Below are 24,244 nucleotides of genomic sequence, written 5' to 3'. Positions count from 1 at the left end.
GCGCACGCCCGCGGCCAGGCGTTAAGAAGGGCACCTTCCTATACGCACAGCGTTAAGAAGGTGCCCTTCCTTGTCTTTACAGGCCCTTGGGGTGCCAGACGGTCTTGGTTTCGAGGTATGCCGTCATGGGGGCGAGGCCGGGGTCGGCGGACCAGTCGACGGCCGCCGGGCGGCGGACGCGCTTGAGAGTCTCGGCGGCGGCCTGCTCCAGCTCAAGGGCCAGCTTGGCGTCGGCCACGCCGGTCAGGTCCAGGCCGTTGACGTCGCTGTGCGAGGCGAGCCAGGGGCCCATCTCGGCGGCGGAGCCGGTGAGGATGTTCACCACGCCGCCCGGCACGTCGGAGGTGGCCAGCACCTCGGCCAGCGTGATCGCCACGCGCGGGGCGTCGGAGATCACGATCACCGTGTTGCCGGTGGCGATCACCGGGGCGATGACGCTGACCAGGCCGAGCAACGCCGGGCTGGACGGCGCGACCACCGCGACGACCCCGCTCGGCTCCGGCGAGGAGATGTTGAAGTACGGCCCGGCCACCGGGTTCGCCCCGCCCGCCACCTGCGCGATCTTGTCGGTCCAGCCCGCGTACCAGACCAGGCGGTCGATCGCCTCGTCCAGCTCGGACTCGGGGACCTCCAGCGCGGCGAACTCGCCGCGGCGGCCCTCCAGCATCTCCGCGACGCGGTAGATGACCTGGCCCTTGTTGTACGCGGTCGCGCCCGACCACTTGCCGAACGCCGCCCGCGCGGCGAGCACGGCGTCGCGGGCGTCCTTGCGGGATGCCTGGGCGGCGTTGGCCACGAACTGCCCCTTGCTGTCGGCGACGACGTAGGTGCGGCCCGACTCGCTGCGCGGGAACGCACCACCGATGAACAGCTTGTACGTCTTGCGCACGGCGAGCCGCGCCGGTGCGGCGGCGCCCGTCGTGGTGCGCGCGGCGGCGGCGTCCTTCTTACTGGGCAAGGTAGGCCTCCAGGCCGTGGCGGCCGCCCTCGCGGCCGTATCCGGACTCCTTGTAACCGCCGAACGGCGAGGTGGGGTCGAACTTGTTGAACGTGTTCGCCCAGACCACACCGGCCCGCAGCTGGTCGGCGATGGCGAGGATGCGCGAGCCCTTCTCCGACCAGATGCCCGCCGACAGGCCGTACGGCGTGTTGTTGGCCTTCTCGACCGCCTCGGCCGGGGTGCGGAACGTCAGCACCGACAGCACCGGCCCGAAGATCTCCTCGCGGGCGATGCGGTGCGCCTGGGACACGCCGGTGAAGATGGTCGGCGCGAACCAGAACCCGCGCTCGGGCAGCTCGCACGCGGGCGACCAGCGCTCCGCGCCCTCGCTCGCCCCGATCTCGGCCAGCGCCTTGATCCGGGACAGCTGCTCCGCGGAGTTGATCGCGCCGATGTCGGTGTTCTTGTCCAGCGGGTCGCCCACGCGCAGGGTGGCCATGCGCCGCTTCAGCGACTCCAGCAGCTGGTCGGCGACGGACTCCTGCACCAGCAGCCGGGAGCCCGCGCAGCAGACGTGGCCCTGGTTGAAGAAGATACCGTTGACGATGCCCTCGACCGCCTGGTCGATCGCGGCGTCGTCGAAGACGATGTTCGCCGCCTTGCCGCCCAGCTCCAGGGTGACCTTCTTCTTCGTGCCCGCGACGGCCCGCGCGATGATCCGCCCGACCTCGGTCGAGCCGGTGAACGCGACCTTGTCCACGTCGGGGTGGTTCACCAGGGCCGCGCCGGTCTCGCCCGCGCCGGTGACGATGTTGACCACGCCCGGCGGCAGCTCGGCCTGCTGGCAGATCTCGGCGAACAGCAGCGCGCTCAGCGGCGTCGTCTCGGCCGGCTTGAGCACCACCGTGTTGCCCGCCGCCAGCGCCGGGGCGATCTTCCAGGCGAGCATGAGCAGCGGGAAGTTCCACGGGATGACCTGACCGGCCACGCCCAGCGGGCGCGGGTCCGCGCCGAAGCCGGCGTACGGCAGCTTGTCGGCCCAGCCCGCGTAGTAGAAGAAGTGCGCGGCCGACAGGGGCACGTCGACGTCCCGCGACTCCTTGATCGGCTTGCCGTTGTTCAGCGACTCCAGCACGGCCAACTCACGGCTGCGCTCGGCGATGATGCGGGCGATGCGGAACAGGTACTTGGCCCGCTCGCGGCCAGGCATCGGGCCCCACACGTCCTCGTACGCGCGCCGCGCCGCCTGTACGGCCCGGTCCACGTCGGCGGACGACGCCTCGGCGACCTCGGCCAGCACCTCCTCGGAGGCGGGGGAGATGGTCTTGAAGCTGCCCGCGCCGTCGGTGAACTCGCCGTTGATGAACAGCCCGTAGGACGGCTGCAGCTTCACGATCGAGCGCGACTCCGGGGCGGGCGCGTATTCGAATCTGCTCATGATCAGTCCAGGGTGAAGTAGTCGGGGCCGGAGTAGTGGCCGGTGGCAAGCTTGGTGCGCTGCATCAGCAGGTCGTTGAGCAGCGTGGACGCGCCGAACCGGAACCAGTCCGGGTCCAGCCAGCCGTCGCCGGCGATCTCGTTGACCATGACCAGGTACTTGATCGCGTCCTTGGTGGTGCGGATGCCGCCCGCGGGCTTCACGCCGACCTTGCGGCCGGTGGTGTCGAGGAAGTCGCGCACCGCCTCCAGCATGATCAGCGTGACCGGCAGGGTCGCCGCGGGGGACACCTTGCCGGTGGAGGTCTTGATGAAGTCGCCGCCCGCCAGCATGGCCAGCCAGGACGCACGCCGCACGTTGTCGTAGGTGACCAGCTCGCCGGTCTCCAGGATGACCTTGAGGTGCGCCTTGCCGCACGCCTCCTTGATCGCCGTGATCTCCTCGAAGACCTCCAGGTAGCGGCCGGCCAGGAAGGCGCCCCGGCTGATCACCATGTCGATCTCGTCGGCGCCCGCGGCGACGGCCGCGCGGGTGTCGTCCAGCTTCACCTTCAGCGGCGCCTGCCCCGACGGGAACGCGGTCGCGACGCTGGCCAGGTGGATGCCGGAGCCCCGCAGCGCCTCGGCGGCGGTCGGCACCATCGACGGGTACACGCAGATCGCGGCGACCGGGGGGCAGCTCGGGTCGGCCGGGTCGGGGCGGCGCGCCTTCGCGCACAGCGCCCGCACCTTGCCGGGGGTGTCCGCGCCCTCCAGCGTGGTCAGGTCCACCATCCGGATGGCGAGGTCGATCGCCCATGCCTTCGCAGTGGTCTTGATCGATCGGGTGCCCAGGCCCGCGGCGCGCGCGTCGGCGCCGACCCGGTCCACGCCGGGCAGGCCGTGCAGGAAGGTCCGCAGCGCCGCGTCAGAGCGCGTGACCTCGGACAACGGTGAGATGGTGGCCGTCATACGCGAAGTCTACGCGGCCTCACGGGTATCGATCTTGTCCACGTCGTGGGATCCGGCGCTCCGGTGGCGGCGGTCACCGCGCTCGGTGGCGATGATCGCTAGTTCGTGTCAGAAAGTGCGGTCTGACCGCGTGTTCGGACACGAAATGGCGATCATGACTTCCCGGCCCGCCACGACCTGGCTCGGCCACGACCTGGCTCGGCCACGGCCCTAGGCCGGGCTGGTGGGGGTGGTCGCCGTCGGGGTTCCACGCGGGCGACATACCGGGTTCACGTGGCGTCAACGCCGGTCGCCGACCGTCATGGCGTGCGCATCATGCACTTCACCGACACGTATCTCCCGCGCCGCGACGGTGTCGTCACCTCGCTGCGTACGCTGCGCGCGGCCCAGGCCGCCGCCGGGCACGACGTGCACTGCGTCGTCCCGGCCCACGGGGACCAGGAGGACGAGCCGGGGCTGCTCCGGGTGCCCGCGCTCGCCTGCGGCGTGGCCGACCTGCGGCTGGCCCGCTGGCCGCTGGCCACCCGCCGCTCCCGCGAGCGCCTGGTCGCCGACCTCGCCGCGTACCGCCCCGACGTGGTCCACGTGCACACCCCCGGCCCGGCCGGGCTGCTCGGGGTGCTGCTCGCCGACCGGACCGGCGCGCGGCTCGTCCAGACGTACCACACCGACCTGCACGCCTACGCCGACGCGTACAAGGTGCCCGGCTGGGCGCTGCGGCTGCTGCTGCGCCTCTACACCCGGCGGCTCGGCGTGCCCGCGCCCGCCGCGGGCGACCGCGCGGCCGTGCTGACCGAGGGCAACCGGCTGCTGCTCGGCCCCGCGACGGCCGTGGTGGTGCCCACCCGGGCCGTGCTCGACCGGGTCGCCCTGCCGGTGCCCGCGCAGCGGCTCGCGCTGGTCCCCACGGGGGTGGGCGAGCGCCCCGCGTCGCGGGCCGAGGCGGGTGCGTTCCGCGCCGGGCACGGCATCGGGCCCCGCGACCCGCTGGTGCTGTTCGTCGGCCGGGTCAACCGCGAGAAAGGCGTCGACCTGCTGGTACGCGCGTTCGCCCGGATCCTGGCGGACCGGCCCGACGCCTGGCTGGTGCTGGTCGGCGCCGTCTACGAGCCGCGCTGGCTGGCCCGGCTGCTCCGGGACGCCGGAGCGGGGATCGCCGATCGGGTCGTGTGCACCGGGCAGCAGCCGCCGCACGTCGTCGCCGCCGCGTACGCCGCCGCGGACGTGTTCGCGTTCCCGTCGCGTACCGACACCCAGGCCCTCGTGCTGCAGGAGGCGGCCCTGGCCGGGCTGCCCGCGGTGCTCGCCGACCCGTCCCTGCACCGCCACGGCGCCCTCGACGGCCACGCCGCGCTCGCCGCCCCCGAGCCGGAGGCGTTCGCCGCCGCCGTGCTCGGCCTGCTGGGCGACCGCCGCGCCGCGCGCCGCCTCGGCGCCGCCGCCCGCACCCGCGCCGCCGCGCACACCCCGCAGCGGTACGCCGCGGCCATGCACGCGGTGTACACCATGGCGGCGGACACCACGGCAGCGGTTGGCACGACGCGGGCGGTGGCGGCCGGGTAGTTTCACGTCGTGGACGTACTCGTCGTAGATCACCCGCTGGCCCAGGCCCGCCTCACCGCCATGCGCGACGCTCGCACCGACTCGGCCAGCTTCCGGGCCGCGCTGCACGAGCTCACCACCATGCTGGCCTACGAGGCCACGCGTACCTTCAAGGCCGACACGTTCCCGGTCGAGACCCCGGTGGCGACCGCCGTCGGCACCCGCCTGGCCAACCCGCCGCTGCTGGTGCCGGTGCTGCGCGCCGGTCTCGGCATGGCCGACGCCGCGCTGAGCCTGCTGCCCGAGTCCTCGATGGGCTTCGTCGGCCTGGCCCGCGACGAGCACACCTTCGAGCCCCGCGCCTACATGGAGTCCCTGCCCGGCGACCTCACCGGCAAGCCCGTCCTGGTCCTGGACCCCATGCTCGCCACCGGCGGCTCCCTGGAGCACTGCTGCCGCCTGCTCGCCGACCGCGGCTGCACCGACATCACCGTGCTCTGCGTCCTCGCGGCCCCCGCCGGCATCGACCGCCTCCGCGCCTCCAACCTCCCCCTCCGCCTGGTCACCGCAGCGATCGACGACCACCTCAACGAACACATGTTCATCGTCCCCGGCCTCGGCGACGCCGGCGACCGCCAATTCGGCGGCATGCCCCGCTTCTAACCCGCCCGCCTCTACGCGTTGATCATGAACTTATGGCACGGTTCGACGGCGTGTCGCCGCCATAAGTTCATGATCAACTGGCGTGTACCCCTGCCGGTCCGGCGCGAGCCGTCAGTCGATCAGGAAGCTGTGGCCACGACACGCCGCTGAGCCGTGCCATAGGTTCATGATCAACGCTCTGGGTCAGGTGGGGCGGCGGAGGACGGCCAGGACGGACTGGCCGAAGGGTGGGCGGCGGTGGCGTTCGAGGCGGCGGGTGACGGGGGTTACCACGGAGTCGTAGACGCGCATCATGGCGCCGCCCTTGGGGGACATGCCGAGTAGGCGTGCGGTGATGAAGTAGCAGATGAAGCCGAGGGAGTTGACGTACTCCATGCGCTCGACCGTCAGGCCCGCGGCGAGGGCGACGTCGGTGAGGGTACGGCGGGTGTAGCGGCGCCAGTGGCCGGTGGCGACGTCGACGCGGCTCATCGCGATCGGGAACGCGGGGACCACCAGGACCAGGGGCGCGCCGGGGCGGACCAGGCGGGCCATGCTGCGCAGGGCGGCGACGTCGTCCTCGATGTGCTCCAGGACGTTGTAGCTGACCAGGGCGGTGTGCTCGCCGTACTCGTCGGTGGGCAGCAGCATCTCGCGGGTCTCCACCCGGGGGTCGTCGGCGAAGCGCTGCTTGAGGTCGACCAGGCGCTCCGGGTCGGCCTCGGTGGCCGTGTAGCGCTCGACGTACGGCAGCCACTCGATCGCGTAGTCGCCGAGCCCGCTGCCGATCTCGATCGGGTGCGTACCCAGGTAGGGCGTGGCCATTCCGGCGAACCAGCGGCGGTGGTTGGCCGCCTCAGCCAGGCTCTCCAGCACCGCGGCCTGGATCTTCTGGTCGCCGGTGAGGAGGCCGGGCTCTGTGGCGTACGACGTCATCGACTGCATCCGTCCGGTAGCTGCAACGAGAATCTGTTTCCGATTTGACCCGATAATTCAGGGCTAATCAGGACAGACTACCTAAATGCCGTACATTCGACGCTCGTGAAGACCGAAATTCAGGAGTGGCACCGGGTACGGACCACCTCGGCCGACCGCTCCCGGCGCGCTCGCAACCCCGCTGACCAGCCACGACGTATCAACGCGACAGCGCTGGTGCTGGCAACGTTCCTGGTCGGCGCGGTGCTGGTGACGTGGGGGCTGTGGCGCGAAGGCTCGCGCGCCATGCTCTCGGCGAACGTGCCGGACCAGGTGTTCTTCCAGTTCGTGCTGCGGCACGCGGTGGACGTGCTGGCCGGTGACGCGACCCCGTTCTTCACCTCGCAGATGAACGCCCCGCTCGGGGTCAACCTGATGGCCAACACGGTCGTCCTGGGCCTGGGCATCCCGCTCGCCCCGCTGACCGTGCTCGGCGGCCCGCAGCTCAGCTTCACCGTGCTGCTGGTGCTGGGCCTGGCCGGCACCGCGGCGGCCTGGTACTGGTTCCTGCTGCGCCACGTGGTGAGCTCGCGGGCGGCGGCGGCCGTCGGCGCGGCGCTGTGCGGGTTCGGCCCCGGCATGATCAGCCAGGCCAACGGGCATCCGAACTGGACCGCGCAGTTCCTGGTGCCGTTCCTGGTGCACTGGGCGCTGCGGATGGCCGAGCCCGGCCGCGCCCTGCGCAACGGCGCGGTGCTCGGCCTGCTGGTCGTCGTGCAGGCGTTCGTGAACGAGGAGGTGCTGCTCTACACCGCGCTGGCCTGCGCCGTCTTCCTCACCGCGTACGCCGCGCTGACCTGGCCCGCGCAGCGGGCGGCGATCCGCCCCGTGCTGGCCACCGCCGGCGTGGCGGCCGTGCTCGGGGGAGCGCTGCTCGCGTACCCCCTCTGGACGCAGTTCTTCGGGCCGCAGAGTTTCCGCGGGCTGCCACCCGGGGCGTCCGCCTACGGGGCGGACCTGGCCAGCTTCGCGGCCTTCCCGCGGCTGTCGCTGGGCGGCAACGTCGACGTCACCCGGCTGCTCGCGCCGAACGCGGCCGAGGAGAACACGTTCCTGGGCTGGCCGCTGCTGGCACTGCTCGGGCTGGCCGTGGCGGGCTGGCTGTGGCGGCAGGCGCTGGTCCGCACGCTGGTCGTCACCGGTGCGGTGTTCGCGCTGTTCGCGATGGGGCGGCAGGTGTTCGCGGGCGGCGAGCGCACCGCGCTGCCGGGGCTGTGGCGGCCGTTCAACCACCTGCCGCTGCTGGAGTCGGTGGTGCCGGTCCGGTTCGGGCTGGTGCTGCTGCCGGTGGTGGGGGCGCTGGTGGCGCTGACCGTCGAGGTGGTGGCCCGGCTGCCCCGGCAGTCGGCGCAGGGGCTGCCGCTGCGGCGGCTGGCGTACGCCCTGGTCGGGCTGGCGCTGGTGCCGCTGCTGCCGCTGCCGCTGCCGACGCACCGCGGCCCGGCGGTGCCGCGGTTCGTGACCGAGGGGACCTGGCGGGCGTACGTCCCGGCGGGCCGCACCCTGGTCACCGTGCCACTGACCAGCAACGAGCACAGCGAGGGCATGCGCTGGTGGGCGCAGTCGGGAGCGGGGTTCAGCTTCCCCGGGGGGTACTTCATCGGCCCCGGCCGCCAGCCGGGCACCGCCACGTTCGGTCCGCCGCCACGCCCGACCGATCTGCTGTTCGCCTCGATCGTCAAGGGCGCGAAGGTGCCCAAGGTGACCGGCCGCATGCGCGACGGTCTGCTCGCCGACCTGCGCTTCTGGCGGGCGGGCGCGCTGGTGCTGCCCGACGGCGCGCCCCGCGCGGACGTCCTGCGCGAGCTGGTCGACGACCTGGTCGGCGACGGCGTGCGCACCGGCGGCGTGACGGTCTGGCCGGTGAGCGAGCTGGCCGAGGTGGACGCCCCGGCACCGGTGCCGGCGTCGGCCGAGGAGCCCGGCACCGGCACGCCGCCGGGCGGCCGCGAGGACCCGCCCGTCGGCTGAGCCAGACGTTAGGAAGGGCACCTTCTACATCGGAAAACGATAAGAAGGTGCCCTTCCTTTCGCTTTAGGGGCTGACGGACCAGATGCCGAGGGCGGCGGCTACCTCGGTGCGCAGGGCGCGGACGGTCGCGGCGGCGCGTTCGCGGGCGGCGGCGACGTCGCCCTCGGAGACCGGTTCGACCACCTCGAGGTATGCCTTGAGCTTGGGCTCGGTGCCGGACGGCCGGACCACCACCCGGGCCGTCTCGGTGCGCAGGATGACCACGTCGGCGTTCAGCTCGCCGGGGCGGTCGAGCAGGTCCTCGGTGGACGTGACCGGCTCGTCGAGCAGCGAGCCGGGCAGCTTGGCGCGCAGGTGCGCCATCATGCGCTCGATCTCGGCCAGGTCGTCGACGCGCACCGAGAGCTGGTCGGTGACGTGCAGGCCGAACTCGTTGGCGAGGTCGTCGAGGCGGTCGGTGAGGGTGCGCAGCTCCGCCTTCAGGCCCGCGGCCAGCTCGGCGACGAGCAGGGCCGCGGTGATGCCGTCCTTGTCGCGTACCATGCCGGGGGCGACGCAGATGCCCAGCGCCTCCTCGTAGCCGTAGACCAGGTCCGGCGCCGCCCGGGAGAGCCACTTGAACCCGGTGAGCGTCTCGGCGTAGCCGAACCCGCGCTTGGCGCACATGGCCCGCAGCAGCGAGGACGAGACGATGGTGGTGGCGTACGTGCCGGTGCGGCCCAGCCGCATCAGGTGGTCGGCGAGCAGCACGCCGACCTCGTCGCCGCGCAGCATGCGCCAGCCGTTGCCGTTGCCGTTCGGCGCGGGCACGGCCACCGCGCAGCGGTCCGCGTCCGGGTCGTTGGCGATGGCGATGTCGGCCCGGCGCTCGGCGGCCAGCGCGAGGACCAGGTCCATCGCGCCCGGCTCCTCCGGGTTGGGAAAGGACACGGTCGGGAACGCGCCGTCCGGCTCGGCCTGCGCGGGCACGGCCGCGGGCACCGGGAACCCGGCCCGCAGGAACGCGTCGCCGAGCACCCTGCCGCCGACCCCGTGCAGCGGCGTGTACGCCACCGCCAGGTCCTTGGGCTGGTCGTCCTGCACGATCGCGGCGGCGGCGGCCAGGTAGGACGTCACGATCTCGTCGTCGAGCACGGTGCCCGGGTGCCCGAGCGGCACCTGCGAGAGCAGCTTCACGTCGCGGATCTCGGCCTCGATCTCGAGGTCGGCGGGCGGCACGATCTGCGCCCCGGCGCCCAGCGGGCCGCCCAGGTGCTCGCCGAGGTACACCTTGTACCCGTTGTCCTGCGGCGGGTTGTGCGAGGCGGTGACCATGACACCGGCCACGGCGTCCATCGCGCGCACCGCGTACGCGAGCACGGGGGTGGGCAGCGGGCGGGGCATCAGCGCGGCGCGCATCCCGGCGCCGGTCGCGACCCGGGCGGTCTCCTGCGCGAACTCGTGCGAGCCGCGGCGTGCGTCGTACCCGATGATTAGCAGGCCGCCGGGCTCGTGCTTGGTGAGCCAGTTGACCAGGCCGGCCGCGGCCTGCCGGACCACGGCCAGGTTCATGCCGTTGGGCCCGGCGCGCAGCGGGCCGCGCAGCCCGGCGGTGCCGAAGGTGAGCGGCCCGCTGAACCGGTCGGTCAGCTCGGCTTCGGTGCCCGGTAGGGCGTCGAGCAGCTGCTGCAGCTCCTTGCGCGCGTCGGGGTCGGGGTCCTGGGCGATCCAGTGGCGTACGCGATCGGCAAGGTTGTCGGTCATCGGTGTTTCATAACACGTAGACCGTGCTTATGCGCAGCAAACCCCTCAGGTGGTGACGAGCGCGAAGGAGTCGATCGCCGCGTCGAAGACCGGCTTGTCCGCCGCGAAGGAGTCGTCCCAGGTCGAGAGGTAGATGTGGTACGCCATGCCGTCGGCCGCGCCGATGCGCCAGATGGCGTGCCGGGCGCCCTTCTCCGGCGGGGTGCACAGGTACTCCAGCTGCGCGGCCGTCTCCAGGGTGCCGAGCTTCTGGTCGGACAGGTCGACGCGCTGGTAGGTGTCCTTCTGGCAGCGCTTGGCGTCCTTCTTGAAGTTCCGCTCGGCGCCTTCCAGCTCCTTGGTCGGGGCGCCGGAGGACTTGTAGACGTTGATGCGCAGCCAGCGCTCGCTGTCGGCGGGGTCGCGGTAGTCGACGTAGCTGCCCGCCTTGACCGCCTTCCAGTTGGCGGGGACGAGCACGGTGACGCCCTTGAAGGTGACCTTCTGCATGCCCTCGGGCACCTGGGGCGCGGCCGAGGAGGCCGGGCTCAGGGTGTTGCCGGGGGCGGCGGAGCCGGGCGGCTGCTGCTCGTCGTCGCCCATGACCGCCCAGGCCACGCCGGTGATCAGCACGACACCGGCCAGGCCGGCCGCGGCGGCCAGACGGATCTTCTTCGGCCACGCCTTGACCTGGCCGACCAGGTTGTCCAGGGGCTTCGGCCCAGCCGCCGCGGCCGGGCGCGGGCCGGCGGCCTGCACGGTCTGCAGCGCGCCGGTGGGTGCGGGGTGGGCGCCGGTGGGCATGTCGAGCGGGTCCGGCGCGCTGCGGCGGCCGCCGCCGGTCGCGCGGGTGGACGGGGTCTCGCCGGTGTGCAGCAGGGCCCGGCCGCCGATCTCCTTGGCGGGGCGCTCGGCCTGCGCCGGTGCCGCCGGGGTGACCCAGGCGGTGGTGCTCGGCTGCGGGGCGACGACCGCCCACGGGTCGGTGACGTGCTGCGGGGTGGCGTTCTGGGCCAGCGGCCCGGCCAGCAGCTCGCGCAGGGTGGCGCGGGCGCGGCCGACGTCCCAGCGGCGGTCCGGGTTCTTCTCCATGAGGCCGTAGAGCACGTCGCGCAGCGGGCCGCAGCGCTGCGGCGGGACGGGCTCCTCCTCGACCACGGCGTGCATGGTGGCCAGCGGGTCGCCCTTGTCGAACGGCGGGCGGCCCTCGACGGCGGTGTACATGGTCACGCCGAGGGAGAACAGGTCGCTGGGCGGGCCGAAGGCGTGGCCGAGCGCGCGCTCGGGGGAGATGAAGTGGGGCGAGCCCAGCACCATGCCGGGGGTGGTCAGCTGGACGTCGGTCGGCAGCTTGGCCACGCCGAAGTCGGTGAGCACGCAGCGGCCGTCGGTGGTGATCAGCACGTTGGCCGGCTTGACGTCGCGGTGCAGCACGCCCGCGGCGTGCGCGACCTCCAGCGCGCCGAGCAGCGCGATGCCGATCTTGGCGACCGCGCGCGGGGCCAGCGGGCCGTCCTCGATCACCATGTCGGCCAGGCCGCGGGCGTCCAGCAGCTCCATCACGATCCAGGGGCGGCCGGCCTCGGTGACCACGTCGAAGACCTGGACCACGCTCGGGTGGGACAGGCTGGCCGCGGCGCGGGCCTCGCGCAGGGTGCGCTCGTACATGGAGGCGGCGTCGCTGGCGGCAAGGCCCGGCGGCAGCACGACCTCCTTGACGGCGACCTCGCGGCGCAGCACGGTGTCGGCGGCACGCCAGACGGTGCCCATGCCGCCGTGCCCGATCGCGGTGCGTAGCGAGTAGCGTCCGCCGATGACGGTGCCCGGAGCGGCTCGGCCGGGGGTGGGGCTGCCGCTCCAGGTGGATGCATGGGTGGTCACTGCTGATGCCGCCAAGTGGGAGGGGACGAGGGGACGCGCAATTCCCTATCCTGTACGACTCCGCCGCGCAGCGAAAGCCGTGGGCGGGCATCAACGCCCAATTTCACCGTTCCGTCCCGCTGTCATCACCCTGGGTGTACGTGATGTGCGTTATCCCTCACCCCGGCGGGCGACCGATACGCCTAACATCCGGGGTATGAACGAGCGTTCAGCGCGGCGCAGCGAATCCGGCTTCCCCATCGAGCCCGTCTACGGACCGGCCGACGGCGAACGGCCCGGCGAGTACCCGTTCACCCGGGGTGTGTACCCGACGATGTACACCTCCCGGCCGTGGACCATGCGCCAGTACGCCGGCTTCGGCACCGCGGCCGAGTCGAACGCGCGCTACCACCAGCTGCTGAACGCGGGCACCATGGGCCTGTCCGTCGCGTTCGACCTGCCCACCCAGATGGGGTACGACTCGGACGAGCCGATCGCGCACGGCGAGGTCGGCAAGGTCGGGGTCGCCATCGACTCCATCGAGGACATGCGGGTGCTGTTCCGCGACATCCCGCTGGACAGGGTGTCCACCTCGATGACGATCAACGCGCCGGGCAGCGTGCTGCTGCTGCTCTACCAGCTCGTCGCCGAGGAGCAGGGCGTGCCGGGCGACAAGCTCAACGGGACCATCCAGAACGACATCCTCAAGGAGTACATCGCGCGCGGGACGTACATCTTCCCGCCCAAGCCGTCGCTGCGCCTGGTCGCCGACACGTTCGCCTACTGCCGGGCCGAGGTTCCCAAGTGGAACACCATCTCGATCTCCGGCTACCACATGGCCGAGGCGGGCGCGACGCCCGTGCAGGAGATCGCGTTCACGCTGGCCGACGGCATCGAGTACGTGCGCGCCGCGGTCGCCGCCGGGCTCGATGTGGACGCGTTCGCGCCGCGCCTGTCGTTCTTCTTCGTCGCGCGCACCACGCTGCTGGAGGAGGTGGCGAAGTTCCGCGCCGCCCGCCGCATCTGGGCGAAGGTGATGCGCGAGGAGTTCGGCGCCAAGGACCCGAAGTCGTGGATGCTGCGCTTCCACACCCAGACCGCGGGCGTTCAGCTCACCGCCCAGCAGCCGGAGGTGAACCTGGTGCGGGTCACCGCGCAGGCGCTCGGCGCGATCATGGGCGGCACCCAGTCGCTGCACACCAACTCCTACGACGAGGCCATCGCGCTGCCCACCGAGAAGGCGGCCCGGCTCGCGCTGCGTACGCAGCAGGTGCTCGCGTACGAGACCGACCTGACCGCCACCGTGGACCCGTTCGCGGGCTCCTACGTGGTGGAGGCGATGACCGACGAGATCGAGGCCGAGGCCACGGCGCTGATCGGGCGGGTGTTCGAGCACGGCTCGGCGGTCGGCGCGATCGAGGCGGGCTTCCAGAAGCGCGAGATCGAGTCCTCGGCGTACCGCACCGCGCTGGAGGTGGACTCCGGCGAGCGGGTGGTGGTCGGCCTCAACCGGTTCACGATCGACGTCGAGGAGCCGTACGAGCCGCTGCGCGTCGACCCGGCGATCGAGAAGGAGCAGGCCGCGCGCCTGGCGAGGCTGCGCGCCGAGCGTGACGCGGACGCCGTCGAGGCGGCCCTGGGCAAGCTGCGCGAGGCCGCGGCGGGCACCGAGAACGTGCTCTACCCGATGCGCGAGGCGCTGCGGCTGCGGGCGACCGTCGGTGAGGTGTGTCACGCGCTGCGTTCGGTGTGGGGCACGTACCAGCCGCGCGAGACCTTCTGACATTTCTCGATCAACCACCCGGGCGACCCCGCCCGGGTGGTTTCGTGTCTTCGGAGCCGTTTTCGCGTTGGCAGGTTGTTGCAGCGCACCATCTGTACGACTGAATTGAACTCCGTGATACCAGTCTCCCGTCATGCGTGACCCGGCACGTCGTCACCCGTTGTAGGAGGTGAGGACACGTGCAATCGACGGTCCCGCTAGCTTTGGAACGCTCCTACCTGCTCGAATGTGACTCTCCGCAACCCGGGGGCTACAAGAACGTAGTTGCGCAGAGTCACCGTTCCGGGGCTAGGCTTGACGCGTTTTATCCCATCGACCGAGATCGAGAATCTGCCGTGACGAGTGCGCTGGCGCTGCCCAAGAGCAGCTTGCTGACGTCGTCCATGGTGTCCGAGATCATGTCGGACACCGATCCGCTGCCTGGCCGGCTCGACCGCTGGCTCGCCGCGCGGGGCGCCGACCTGGTAGCCGTACGACGTCACATTCACGCGCACCCGGAACTCTCGCACCAGGAGTTCGAAACCGCCGCACTGGTCGCCCGCGAGCTCGCCGCGGCCGGGCTGCAGCCGCGTTTCCTGCCCCGGGGCAATGGCGTGATGTGTGACATCGGCACCGGTGACCGCGTCATCGCGCTGCGCGCGGACCTCGACGCGCTGCCGCTGCCCGACACCAAGGACGTGGCGTACCGCTCGACCGTGCCGAACGTGACCCACGCCTGCGGCCACGACGTGCACACCACCGTGCTGCTGGGGGTCGGCCTGGCGCTGGCCCAGCTGGAGCAGCAGGGCGGCATCGGCGGCCGGGTGCGGCTGATCTTCCAGCCGGCCGAGGAGTCGATCAACTCGGGCGCCCCGGAGATGATCTCCGCGGGCGCGCTGAAGGACGTCGCCGCGATCTACGCCCTGCACTGCGCGCCGCAGCTGCCGGTCGGCATCGTCGGGGTGCGCTCGGGCGCCATCACGGCCGCCTGCGACGCCGTCGAGGTCCGGCTGAGCGGCAAGGGCGGCCACACCGCCCGCCCGCACCTGACCGCCGACCTGGTGTACGCCCTGGGCCGGGTGGTGACCGAGGTGCCCGCGCTGCTGGGCCGCCGGGTCGACCCGCGCGCGGGCCTTTCGATGGTCTTCGGCGCGATCCACGCGGGCGAGGCCTCCAACGCGATCCCGAGCGAGGGCAGCGCCAAGGGCACCATCCGGGTGCTCAACCGCGACGCCTGGCGCGAGGCGCCCGACCTGGTCACCCAGCTGATCAAGGATGTGGTGGACGGCACCGGCGCCAAGGCCGACGTGCGCTACACCCGCGGCGTCCCGCCGGTGATCAACGACCGGATGGCGTCGGCGGTCATCGCCGGCGCGGCCGGCGCGGCGCTGGGCGCCGAGCGCGTGGTCGAGGCCGAGATCAGCATGGGCGGCGAGGACTTCGCGTTCTACCTGGAGCACGTCCCCGGCGCCATGATCAGACTGGGCACCGGCATCCCCGGCGCGGCCGCGGGCATGGACATCCACCAGTCGGCCTTCGACGTCGACGAGCGCGCCATCGGCTACGGCGTCCGCACCATGGTGCACACCGCCCTGGCCGCCCTCGCCTCCCCCTCCTTCTGAACCACGCCGAAGCCCCCGCCTCGCCCCTCACGGGCAGGGCGGGGGCTTCGTCATGTCACCCGCCGCGGACCGGCGGCGGGTCAGCCTGCGGTCGGCGGACCGGCAGGCGCGGAAGGGGGAGCGGGCGGAGCGGGCGCGGTGGCGACCGTGGCCGGGCGACGGCGGCGGCGCAGGGCGATGAGCAGGCCGACCGGGATGGCCAGCGCGATCAGGAACGGCAGCACGAAGCCGAACACCGCCAGTGCCACCTGGACCGTGCCGACGAAGGCGTCCCAGCCCGCCTTCAGGCCGCCCAGGAAGCCCGGCATGGGCTCCTCCTCCGGCTCGGGCAGCGGGGTGTCCGGGCCGACCAGCGACACGGTGATGGTCGACAGTGCCACCAGGTCGTCCAGGGTCGCCTTCTTGCGCTCCAGCGAGGCCAGCTCGGCCTGGCGCTGGTTCAGCTCACGCTCCAGCATCACCACCTCGCTGAGCTGCTTGGCCTGCGTGAACATGCGGCGCACCGACTCGACGCTGGCCCGCTGCGCGGCGATCCGGGTGTCCAGGTCGACGACGGCCTCGGTCACGTCCTCGGTGTTCGAGCCGCGGGAGACCTCCTCGCCCAGCTTCGCGATCTGCTCCAGCACGCCGTGGAACTGCTTGGCGGGCACGCGTACGGTGACCGAAGCCTCGGCCTGGGTGCCGCCCGAGACCCGCTTCTCCGCCCCGATGTGCCCGCCCGCCGTGGTGACCAGGCTGGTGAGCCGGTCGGCGGCGGCCGCCACGTCGTCCACGCGCACGGTCAGCTCGCCGCGGTAGATCAGCGAGCGGCCGGTGACCGGCCCGGCCGTGGCCTCGACCCCCTGCGGGGCGACGGCGCCGTCGCCCTCACCCTTGTTCTGCTCGCCGTACGCCAGCGGGTCGCGGCCCGTGTCCCCGGCGCCGGGCGCCGGCTTGCCCGCGGTGGGCGAGGCCGCATCGTCGGACGACGCGCATCCCGCCAGCAGCATCAGGCCGGTCAGGGCCGCCACTACGAACGTCTTCTTCATGCCTTTGCGGACGCGTCTCATGACACCTCAGGTTCCGGCAGACTGGTCACGGAAGGACGACATTCGGGCCACGAAATCGAGCGACGTGAAAAGGGGGCCTCCCGATGCGGGTGACGAAGTACTCCCACTCGTGCCTGCGGATCGAGCACGACGACGCGGTGGTGGTGATCGATCCCGGGGTGTGGAGCGAGTCCGAGCGTGCCCTCGACGGAGCCGACGCGGTGCTGCTCACCCACGAGCACGCCGACCATGTGGACGCCGACCAGCTGGTAGACGCGCTGGCCAAGCGCCCGTCGATCCAGATCTACGCCCACCCCGACGTGGTGGACAAGTTCTCCGCGCAGTGGGCGGGCGCCGCGGTGCCGGTCACCTCCGGGCACGCGTTCACCGCCGCGAACCTGCTGGTCAAGGCGTATGGCGGGCTGCACGCCGTGATCCACCCGGACATCCCGCGGGTGGCGAACCTGGGGTTCCTGATCAACGAGACGCTCTACCACCCCGGCGACTCGTTCGACGTGCCCGAGGGGGCGCGGGTGGAGACGCTGTTCGTGCCGGTCTCCGGGCCGTGGCTGAAGCTGGCCGAGTCGATCGACTTCGTCCGGGCGGTCCGGCCGCAGCGGGCGTACGCCCTGCACGACTGCCTGTTCAACGAGCAGGGCCTGGCGCTGACCGACGCGCACATGACGGCCCGCTCCGGCGCCGAGTACGCGCGTCTGGCCGCCGGGTCCACCGTGGAGGTCTAGCTGCCGTCCCAGGTCATCAGGTTCGCGAACAGGTCGGCCTGCTCGGCCGCGTCGTCCAGGGCGTGGTGGGTGTGCGGCCGGGTGGACAGCAGGTGCCTCGGCATCGCCCGCTTGTGCGCCCGGCCGAACGGCACCCCCGCCCGGATCGCGTACGCCGTCTTCACGTCCAGGCAGCCGGAGTGCCCGAACACGCTCGCGCCGGTGAAGCGGATCAGGTACCAGTACACGAACATCCAGTCGAAGCTCGCCGGGTACGCCACGAACACCGGCCGCGCGTCGCCCGCGGTCTCGGCCACCCACCGGCTGAACTCGCGCATCGCGACCGCCGGGTCGGTCCCCTCCCGGGCCAGCACGTCGCGGTCCAGCCCGGACACCGCCAGCGCGGCCGGCACGAACTCGTCGCTGATGGGCCGCAGCTCCCGATAGAACGTCGCGGGACGCGGCCCCGCCGGGGTGAACGAGCCGGCCATGGTCCCCGCGGCCACCGCCCCGAAACTGAGCATCGAGTACGGCCCCGGGATGGGCCCGTCGGCTTCGACGTCCACCGAGAAGTACATGTCCGCACGCATGCGGCAAGGGTAGGGATGACCCGCCCGGACGCGCACGCGTTTTCCGGGGCTGCCGCCGGGCGCTCGGCACCGGCACAATCCACATGTGACACCCCCGTTGACGGCGACCGCCACGCAGACCGCGGCGATGGCGGCGAGCGCGGTGAACCGGCTCGGCGGCGCGTTCCTGGAATGCCCCCGCACCCTGCGCCGCGCCCGCGAACTCGGCCTGACCGGCTGGGCCTGCTACGTGGCCGGCCGGGGCGGCGCGCTGGGCGACGTACGCCCCGACACCGTCGCCGCCGCCCTGGGCCTCATCGCGCCGGACGCCGTACGCGACGGCTGGGACGCCGCGCGCCGCGCCCTGTCCCCGCGCGAGGTCGCCGCGCACATGCTGGCCGAGTGCTGCCGCTGGGGCACCGAGCACCTGGACGACGTCCCGCGCGTGGACCGGCTGGTCGAGCTGACCGAGAAGGCGGTGCTCGCCGCCGACGGGTCCGGCCTGCCGCTGTTCGCCGCCTGGCGGGCCATGCCGGTGCCCGGCGACGGCCCCGGCGCCCGCGCCGCGGTCGCGCTGCACCTGCTGCGCGAGCACCGGGCCGGGGCGCTGCTGCTCGGCGTCCGGGCCTGCGGGCTGAGCCCGGTGCAGGCGCTGGTCGCCGGGCCGGAGGGGGAGGCGGCCGCGGTCGCGTTCGGCTGGCAGCCGCCGTACCCGCCGGTCGCCCCGCTGCTGCGCCGCCGGGCCTGGGCGGACGCCGTCGCCGACCGGGTCGGCGGCCAGGCGGTCCAGCGCTTCACCCCCGCCGAACGCGGCGAGCTGGTCACCCTCCTCAAGGACACCGCCCGCACGGTCTTCCCCCGCCGCTCCTGACCTGCGCGGGCGGGTAAATGGGCTGCCGATCGGCGGGGCGGTTGCCAGGATGGCGGCGTGACGAACGATGAGCTGCCCGCTGGATGGGCGTTCCGGGCCACGAGCCCGGCGGATGCCGACGACCTGCTGGCGCTGGTGCACGCCAGTGACATGAGCGCGGTCGGGTTCGCCGACTTCGCGCCGGAGGACGTGGCCGAGGCGCTGGCAGGGCCGTACACCGAGGTCGCGGTGGACGCTACGGGCGCGATCGCGGGCTGGGCGTACCTGGAGGACGGCGCGGGCGGCCCGCGCGAGTTCCTGGAGGTGTACGTACACCCGGAGGGCGGCCGCCCGGCGATGCGGCCACTGCTGGCCCGGATCCTGGCTGCGGCGCAGCGGCGCGCGGAGGAGCGGGGCGAGGGCACCGTGCGCGCGGGCGCGATCCCCGCCGAGCAGTACTGGATCGACTCGCTGACCGCGGCGGGCTTCACGTTCGTGAAGCAGTACGCCCGCATGCAGCTGGACCTGCCCGCGCCGGCGACCGCGCCGGTGCCGGACGTGACGGTGCGGCCGGTCCGCGAGGAGGAGATGCCGGAGTTCTTCGCGGTGCTCGACACCGCGTTCCGGGACACGCCGGACTACCAGCCGACCAGCTACGAGCGGTGGCGCGAGCGCTTCCTGGAGGGGCACCGGGTGCGGCTGGACGAGTGGTTCGTCGCCGAGGTGGACGGCGTCCTGGCGGGCATCCTGCAGTCATCGGAGCAGAGCGACGTGCACGGCGAGGGCTGGGTGAAGCACCTCGCGGTGCGCTCGGAGTTCCGCAAGCGCGGGGTGGGCCGGGCGCTGCTGGCCGCCGCGTTCGACCGCTACGCCGCCAACGGCCGGACCTCGGTGGGGCTGGGCGTGGACCTGGCCAACCCGACCGAGGCGATCAAGCTGTACACGGGCGTGGGGATGCGCCCGGCGTACCGGGCGAACATCTACGAGCGGCCCGCGCTGGGCTAGGGACGCACCGTGCGGGTGGGGCGGGCGCGCAGGGCCGCGACGTAGTCGTCGGGGGCGCCCGCCTTCTCCGCCGCGTTCGCGATCTCCGACAGGTACCACGCGGTCGGCAGGCCGCCCTCGTACCCGTGGAAGACGTACACCCAGGCCAGCGCGCTGCCGTCGAGCGTGGCGACGCGCAGGTGCAGCTTGGTGTAGGTGCCCGCGTTGGCGCCCTCGACCTCGTCGAGCGCCGCCTCGTCCCACGGGTGCACGTCGTACAGCGCGACGAAGACCCGGTCGCCCGGCGATTCGACGATCGTGGTGACGGCACCCTCCCAGCCGACCTCGTCTTCGCCCGCGAAGGTCAGCCGCCAGTCTTCGAGCCAGCCGGTCCCGACCATGGGCGAGTGCGGACAGTATGCCCGCATGCGGGCAGGGTCCAGGTTCGAGCCGTACGCTGCGTAATGACGCACGGCGATGACGATAGCCGCCCGGACCGCTTGCTGAGAATACGCCCGTGCGTGTCGGACCACTCGGTGTCTTTATCGGCACGCAGCGTGAGCGTGATCGCGCTCGCATCCGACGCTGCGTGACTTGCCGCGTAGGGAAGAATGGCACCGTGAGCCGGATTGTGATCATCGGTGGCGGACCCGCCGGATACGAGGCGGCGCTGGTCGCCGCGCAGCTCGACGCGGACGTCACGGTCGTCGAGGCAGACGGCGCCGGCGGCGCCTGCGTTCTGCACGACTGCGTCCCGTCCAAGACCTTCATCGCCAGCTCGGACGTGGTGACGAACTACCGCGACACCGAGGAGTTCGGGATCCACTCCGACGGGCTGGAGGCCATCACCGTGGACGGCCCCGCCGTGCACAGCCGGGTGAAGCGGCTGGCCCTGGCCCAGTCGGGCGACATCCACGCCAAGCTGGTCAAGGCCGGGGTGACCCTGGTCAAGGGCACGGCCCGGCTGGGCGAGGACACGCTCGGGCACACCCACCGGGTGCGCGTGCGCCCCGACGAGGGCGACGGCGAGTACGCCATCGACGCCGGCACGGTCCTGATCGCCACCGGCGCCACGCCCCGGCGGCTGCCCACCGCCGTCCCCGACGGCGAGCGCATCCTGACCTGGCGCCAGGTGTACGACCTGCCCAAGCTGCCCGAGCACCTGATCGTGATCGGCTCCGGCGTCACCGGCGCCGAGTTCGCCTCGGCGTACCTGGCGATGGGCATCCCGGTGACGCTGGTCTCGTCCCGCGACCGGGTCATGCCGCACGAGGACGCCGACGCCGCGATGGCGATCGAGCGGGTCTTCCGGGCCCGCGGCATGACCATCCTGAACAACTCCCGCGCCGACGCGGTCAAGCGGATCGGCGACGGCGTCGAGGTCACCCTCGCCGACGGCCGGGTCGTCACCGGCTCGCACGCGCTGATGGCGGTCGGCTCCATCCCGAACACCGCCGACCTCGGCCTGACCGAGTACGGCGTGGCCGTCGGCCCCGGCGGCTACGTCACCGTGGACCGGGTCTCGCGCACCAACGTGCCCGGCGTCTACGCGGCGGGCGACTGCACCGGCGTGCTGCCGCTGGCCAGCGTCGCGGCGATGCAGGGCCGGATCGCGATGTGGCACGCGCTGGGCGAGGCGGTGGCGCCGCTGCGGCTGCGCACCGTCGCCGCGAACGTGTTCACCGACCCCGAGCTGGCCACGGTCGGCGTGTCCCAGGCCGACGTGGACAGCGGCAAGGTCCCGGCGCGCCAGGTGATGCTGCCGCTGGCCGGCAACGCGCGCGCCAAGATGGCCGGGCTGGACGACGGCTTCGTGAAGCTGTTCTGCCGCCCCGCCAGCGGCATCGTGGTCGGCGGCGTGGTCGTCGCGCCGCGCGCCAGCGAGCTGATCATGCCGATCACCATGGCGGTGGAGAACCACATGACGGTGAACCAGCTCGCCCACACCATCACCATCTACCCGTCGCTGACCGGCAGCCTCGCCGAGGCCGCCCGCCAGCTGATGCAGCACGAGCTGGAGTAGCCGCGCGGGACGCCCGTCTCTCCACATGGGACGGGCGTCCCACATCTCACATCGTTTACGCGCCCGCAACGCTTTACGCGTAGCTTCGGGACATGGCGGACCTTTTCGAGGACTACCCGCTCGGTCCCGGCTGGGACGAGATGTTCGGCGTGCCCGACCAGCCCCGGTCCACCTACGAGGCGCTGCACGCGACGCTGTGGCCGCTGGCCGGCGGCGAGCTGCGGGTCCGCGCCGACGTGCTGGCCAGAGCCTTCCTCGACCAGGGCATCACCTTCGCGCTCAAGGGCGTGGAGCGGCCGTTCCCGCTGGACATCGTGCCCCGCATCATCGCCGCCGACCAGTGGCGGCACGTCGAGGCCGGGGTCGGGCAGCGGGTACGCGCGCTGGAGGCGTTCCTGGCCGACGTCTACGGCGAGGGCGCGGTGCTCGCCGACGGGATCGTGCCCCGGCGGCTCATCGTGACCAGCGCCCACTTCCACCGCGAGGCGGCCGGCATCGTGCCGCCGAACGGGGTGCGCGTGCACGTCGCCGGGGTCGACCTGATCCGCGACGAGGCGGGCGAGTTCCGGGTGCTGGAGGACAACGTGCGCACCCCGTCCGGGGTGAGCTACGTGATGGAGAACCGGCGCGCCATGGCCCACGCGCTGCCCGAGGCGTTCACCGCGACCCGGGTGCGCCCCGTCGAGTCGTACCCCGGCATGCTCCTGCAGGCCCTGCGGGCCGCGGCCCCGGCCGGAGTGGACGACCCCACCATCGTGGTACTGACACCTGGAGTGCACAACGCCGCTTACTTCGAGCACGCGCTGCTGGCCCGGGAGATGGGCGTCGAGCTGGTCGAGGGGCGCGACCTGGTGTGCGCGGGCAACGAGGTGGCCATGCGCACCACCGCCGGGGAGCAGCGGGTCGACGTCATCTACCGGCGCATCGACGACGAGTTCCTCGACCCCGTGCACTTCCGGGCCGACTCGATGCTCGGCTGCGCGGGCCTGCTCAACGCCGCCCGCGCGGGCAGCGTCACCATCGCCAACGCGGTCGGCAACGGCGTCGCCGACGACAAGCTGCTCTACACGTACGTGCCCGACCTGATCCGCTACTACCTGGGCGAGGAGCCGATCCTGCCCAACGTGGAGACCTACCGCCTCGACGACCCCGACGTGCGCACCCACGTGCTGGGCCGCCTGGACGAGCTGGTGCTCAAGCCGGTGGACGGCTCTGGCGGGGCGGGCATCGTCATCGGCTCGCAGGCCACCGACGAGCAGCTGGAACACGTACGCCAGCGCATCGTGCTCGACCCGCGCGGCTGGATCGCCCAGCGCGAGGTGAAGCTGTCCATGGTGCCCACCCTGATCGAGGACCGGCTCCGCCCCCGGCACGTCGACCTGCGGCCGTTCGCGGTCAACGACGGCAGCCAGGTGCGGGTGCTGCCCGGCGGGCTCACCCGGGTCGCGCTGCCGGAGGGCGCCCTGGTCGTCAACTCCAGCCAGGGCGGCGGCTCCAAGGACACCTGGGTGCTCACCGAACCCGGCGCACCCGCCGAGGACTGGTACGACCCCGCCGCCTGGGACGGGCCGGACGGGGTCGCCGTGATCCCGTCGCCGCGCCGCCCCGACCCCGGTCCCGGCCAGTCCGGCAACCAGCAGCAGCAACAGCAGCAGCAGGCACGAGCAGACGGGAGGACGGCATGCTGAGCCGCATCGCCGAGTCGCTCTACTGGATCGGCCGCTACGTCGAGCGCGCCGAGGACACCGCGCGCATCCTCGACGTGCACCTGCACCGGATGCTGCAGGACCCGTGGACCGACGAGGAGCAGGCCTGCCGCTCCCTGCTCGGCGTCATGGGCCTGCCCGTGAGCGAGGAGGGGGCCAGCCTGCCCGGCGTCGTCGAACGGCTCGGCCTCGACCTGACCAGCACCAGCTCGGTGCTGGGCGCGCTGGCCGCCGCCCGGGAGAACGCCCGCGGCGCGCGCGAGACGGTCAGCGCGGAGATGTGGGAGTGCCTCAACACCACCTGGCTCGGCCTGGCCGGATCCCGCCGCCGCATCGAGGAGGGTGGCGTGCACCGCTTCTTCACCTGGGTGCGTGAGCGCTGCTCGGTGCTGGCCGGGCTCGCCGACGCCACCATGAGCCGCGACGAGGGCTGGCTGTTCCTGGTGCTCGGGCGCAGCGTGGAACGGGTCGACATGACGGCCCGGCTGCTGTCCACGCACAGCCGCGCCGGGGGCAGCATCCCGAGCTGGCTCACCCTGCTGCGCTCGTGCGGGGCCTGGGAGACCTACCTGCGCACCTACCGCGGCTCGCTCAGCGACCGGCACGCCGCCGAGTTCCTGCTGCTCGACCGGCTTTTCCCCAGGTCGATCCTGGCCGCGCTGGTCATCGCCGAGTCGTGCCTGGCCGAGCTGGAGCCCGCCGCGGGCGCGGGGCGCGCCGGGCGGGTCGGCGTCGGCACCGACGCGCAGCGCATCCTCGGCCGCGCCCGCACCGACCTGGCGTACCGCTCCTCGGACGAGCTGCTGGCCGATCTCGGCCCGGTGCTGTCCGGCCTGGAGCGCACCTGCTCCCAGGTCAACGACGCGGTCTCGGCCCGCTACTTCCGCCAGACCGCCGCCGTGCACTGGCAGGCCGGAGCCGTCGCATGAAGGAGGAG

20 protein-coding genes are annotated in these 24,244 nt (G+C 72.7%); 11 read left to right on the top strand and 9 right to left on the bottom strand.

The annotated features are described in order from the left end of the window. Positions 1–76: 76 nt before the first annotated feature. Genes Cba03nite_RS06980 through deoC form a run of 3 tightly spaced genes read right to left on the bottom strand, consistent with a single transcriptional unit; the run spans position 77 to position 3,328 of the window. Positions 77–958: an aldehyde dehydrogenase family protein gene (locus tag Cba03nite_RS06980; RefSeq protein WP_203743169.1), complete on the bottom strand. Its 882-nt coding sequence runs from the start codon at positions 956–958 to the stop codon at positions 77–79. Then, positions 948–2,378, bottom strand: a complete 1,431-nt coding sequence (locus Cba03nite_RS06975; RefSeq protein WP_203743167.1) for an aldehyde dehydrogenase family protein — start codon at positions 2,376–2,378, stop codon at positions 948–950. Before Cba03nite_RS06975 ends, Cba03nite_RS06980 begins: the two co-directional genes overlap by 11 nt. A gap of 2 nt (positions 2,379–2,380) precedes the next feature. Further along, positions 2,381–3,328, bottom strand: coding sequence for a deoxyribose-phosphate aldolase (gene deoC, locus Cba03nite_RS06970; RefSeq protein ID WP_203743165.1), 948 nt, complete (start codon positions 3,326–3,328; stop codon positions 2,381–2,383). A gap of 315 nt (positions 3,329–3,643) precedes the next feature. On the opposite strand from deoC, the gene Cba03nite_RS06965 reads away from it, so the two are divergent. Continuing rightward, positions 3,644–4,891: a glycosyltransferase gene (locus Cba03nite_RS06965; protein ID WP_239125532.1), complete on the top strand. Its 1,248-nt coding sequence runs from the start codon at positions 3,644–3,646 to the stop codon at positions 4,889–4,891. A 9-nt stretch (positions 4,892–4,900) separates the two neighbouring features. Continuing rightward, complete coding sequence (gene upp, locus Cba03nite_RS06960; RefSeq protein WP_203743161.1) at positions 4,901–5,533, top strand: uracil phosphoribosyltransferase; 633 nt, start codon at positions 4,901–4,903, stop codon at positions 5,531–5,533. Between the two features lie 183 nt (positions 5,534–5,716). Here upp and Cba03nite_RS06955 read toward each other — a convergent pair whose 3' ends face one another. Continuing rightward, complete coding sequence (locus Cba03nite_RS06955; protein WP_203743159.1) at positions 5,717–6,448, bottom strand: class I SAM-dependent methyltransferase; 732 nt, start codon at positions 6,446–6,448, stop codon at positions 5,717–5,719. A gap of 105 nt (positions 6,449–6,553) precedes the next feature. Between Cba03nite_RS06955 and Cba03nite_RS06950 the strand changes: the two genes are divergently transcribed. Next, on the top strand, positions 6,554–8,458 hold the full coding sequence (locus Cba03nite_RS06950; protein ID WP_203743157.1) for a hypothetical protein: 1,905 nt from the start codon (positions 6,554–6,556) through the stop codon (positions 8,456–8,458). Positions 8,459–8,522: 64 nt separating this feature from the next. Here the strand turns inward: Cba03nite_RS06950 and Cba03nite_RS06945 are convergent, their stop codons facing one another. Both Cba03nite_RS06945 and Cba03nite_RS06940 read right to left on the bottom strand, forming a co-directional pair. Beyond that, positions 8,523–10,202, bottom strand: coding sequence for a phospho-sugar mutase (locus tag Cba03nite_RS06945; protein WP_203743155.1), 1,680 nt, complete (start codon positions 10,200–10,202; stop codon positions 8,523–8,525). 45 nt (positions 10,203–10,247) lie between these two features. After that, a complete protein-coding gene (locus Cba03nite_RS06940) occupies positions 10,248–12,062 on the bottom strand; it encodes a serine/threonine-protein kinase (RefSeq protein WP_203743153.1) in 1,815 nt (604 codons plus the stop codon). Positions 12,063–12,258: 196 nt separating this feature from the next. Here Cba03nite_RS06940 and Cba03nite_RS06935 point away from each other — a divergent pair, with 196 nt between their 5' ends. Then, positions 12,259–13,824 carry an acyl-CoA mutase large subunit family protein gene (locus Cba03nite_RS06935; protein ID WP_203743151.1) on the top strand — a complete coding sequence of 522 codons (1,566 nt, stop codon included), beginning with the start codon at positions 12,259–12,261 and terminating at the stop codon, positions 13,822–13,824. Positions 13,825–14,159: 335 nt separating this feature from the next. Beyond that, entirely contained in the window at positions 14,160–15,425 is a 1,266-nt protein-coding gene (locus Cba03nite_RS06930) for an amidohydrolase (protein WP_203743149.1), read from the top strand. An 80-nt stretch (positions 15,426–15,505) separates the two neighbouring features. Here the strand turns inward: Cba03nite_RS06930 and Cba03nite_RS06925 are convergent, their stop codons facing one another. Continuing rightward, complete coding sequence (locus Cba03nite_RS06925) at positions 15,506–16,474, bottom strand: DUF4349 domain-containing protein (protein WP_203743147.1); 969 nt, start codon at positions 16,472–16,474, stop codon at positions 15,506–15,508. 83 nt (positions 16,475–16,557) lie between these two features. Between Cba03nite_RS06925 and Cba03nite_RS06920 the strand changes: the two genes are divergently transcribed. Further along, entirely contained in the window at positions 16,558–17,196 is a 639-nt protein-coding gene (locus Cba03nite_RS06920; protein ID WP_203743145.1) for an MBL fold metallo-hydrolase, read from the top strand. Here Cba03nite_RS06920 and Cba03nite_RS06915 read toward each other — a convergent pair. Then, positions 17,193–17,765, bottom strand: a complete 573-nt coding sequence (locus Cba03nite_RS06915) for a 3'-5' exonuclease family protein (protein WP_203743143.1) — start codon at positions 17,763–17,765, stop codon at positions 17,193–17,195. The genes Cba03nite_RS06920 and Cba03nite_RS06915 overlap by 4 nt on opposite strands. Before the next feature lie 127 nt (positions 17,766–17,892). Here Cba03nite_RS06915 and Cba03nite_RS06910 point away from each other — a divergent pair, with 127 nt between their 5' ends. Then, positions 17,893–18,615, top strand: a complete 723-nt coding sequence (locus Cba03nite_RS06910; RefSeq protein ID WP_203743349.1) for an SCO6745 family protein — start codon at positions 17,893–17,895, stop codon at positions 18,613–18,615. 57 nt (positions 18,616–18,672) lie between these two features. Continuing rightward, positions 18,673–19,599, top strand: a complete 927-nt coding sequence (locus Cba03nite_RS06905; protein WP_239125521.1) for a GNAT family N-acetyltransferase — start codon at positions 18,673–18,675, stop codon at positions 19,597–19,599. Here the strand turns inward: Cba03nite_RS06905 and Cba03nite_RS06900 are convergent. Further along, positions 19,596–20,051, bottom strand: a complete 456-nt coding sequence (locus tag Cba03nite_RS06900) for a gamma-glutamylcyclotransferase family protein (RefSeq protein WP_203743141.1) — start codon at positions 20,049–20,051, stop codon at positions 19,596–19,598. The two genes, Cba03nite_RS06905 and Cba03nite_RS06900, sit on opposite strands and share 4 nt — an antisense overlap. Positions 20,052–20,197: 146 nt before the next feature. Between Cba03nite_RS06900 and Cba03nite_RS06895 the strand changes: the two genes are divergently transcribed. The 3 genes from Cba03nite_RS06895 (at position 20,198) to Cba03nite_RS06885 (ending at position 24,236) form a co-directional block, all read left to right on the top strand. Then, positions 20,198–21,601 (top strand): NAD(P)H-quinone dehydrogenase, encoded by a 1,404-nt coding sequence (locus Cba03nite_RS06895; RefSeq protein ID WP_203743139.1) that lies wholly within the window; start codon positions 20,198–20,200, stop codon positions 21,599–21,601. Positions 21,602–21,693: 92 nt separating this feature from the next. Then, positions 21,694–23,289, top strand: a complete 1,596-nt coding sequence (locus Cba03nite_RS06890; protein ID WP_203743137.1) for a circularly permuted type 2 ATP-grasp protein — start codon at positions 21,694–21,696, stop codon at positions 23,287–23,289. Beyond that, positions 23,283–24,236, top strand: coding sequence for an alpha-E domain-containing protein (locus Cba03nite_RS06885; protein ID WP_203743135.1), 954 nt, complete (start codon positions 23,283–23,285; stop codon positions 24,234–24,236). Before Cba03nite_RS06890 ends, Cba03nite_RS06885 begins: the two co-directional genes overlap by 7 nt. Positions 24,237–24,244 lie beyond the last annotated feature (8 nt).

Source organism: Catellatospora bangladeshensis (assembly GCF_016862575.1).
GTDB classification, from domain to species: domain Bacteria; phylum Actinomycetota; class Actinomycetes; order Mycobacteriales; family Micromonosporaceae; genus Catellatospora; species Catellatospora bangladeshensis.
This window is presented reverse-complemented; position numbering and strand designations above follow the sequence as displayed.